Raw genomic sequence first — 664 nt, forward strand, 5'->3', positions numbered from 1 at the left:
CTCGCCGTCCGGCTGGTCGGTCCGGCCGACGGTCCCGCCCGCCTGCCGCCCGCCTTTGCCGACCCGGTGACGGGCCTGCCCGAAATCCGCCTCACCACGGATCTGGCGTCGGCGGTGGCGCGGGTCAATCTGGCCCTTGACTGGCTGGACGGACGTTGCAAACTTTTAACGTCCGAGCAGATGTGATCGGGGGCACGTCTTTCACTGGGAACCGTCCGGTGCCAGATCCGTCCGGTGGTCTTTGTTCCCCGGACATGCGCCCCGTCTGCGACGCGGCATAAGTTCGCGGGTCCGGAACCCTCCGGCCCGTCATCCAGCCAGGATTTCCCGTGACGGATTCTTCACATGACGGAGTACCGGCGCCACGTCGGATCCTGCTGGTCACCGGTCTGTCCGGGGCGGGCAAATCCTCGATCCTCCGCATCCTCGAGGATCTGGGGTACGAGGTCATCGACAACCCGCCCCTGCGCATGCTCGACGAAATCGTCACCCGGGCCGAACGGCCGGTCGCCATCGGGGTGGATTCCCGCACCCGCGGCTTCGACGCCGCCGCCGTGCTGACCGAACTGGGGCGCCTGCGCCTCGACCCGGCTCTCCAGGCCGAACTGATCTACGCCACGGCCGAGGAAGGCGTGCTGCTGCGCCGCTACACCGCCACCCGCCG

At 68.7% G+C, this 664-nt stretch carries 1 protein-coding gene and 1 pseudogene; both read left to right on the forward strand.

Going from position 1 to position 664, the window contains the following annotated elements; genetic code table 11:
* Nucleotides 1-186, forward strand: a pseudogene (locus tag HUK84_RS21660) (HPr kinase/phosphorylase); the annotation flags it as partial.
* Nucleotides 187-329: 143 nt separating this feature from the next.
* On the forward strand, nucleotides 330-664 hold a 335-nt coding region (locus tag HUK84_RS21665), incomplete at its 3' end, for an RNase adapter RapZ (RefSeq protein ID WP_317135330.1).

This window comes from Nguyenibacter vanlangensis (assembly GCF_013376155.1).
GTDB lineage: Bacteria > Pseudomonadota > Alphaproteobacteria > Acetobacterales > Acetobacteraceae > Gluconacetobacter > Gluconacetobacter vanlangensis.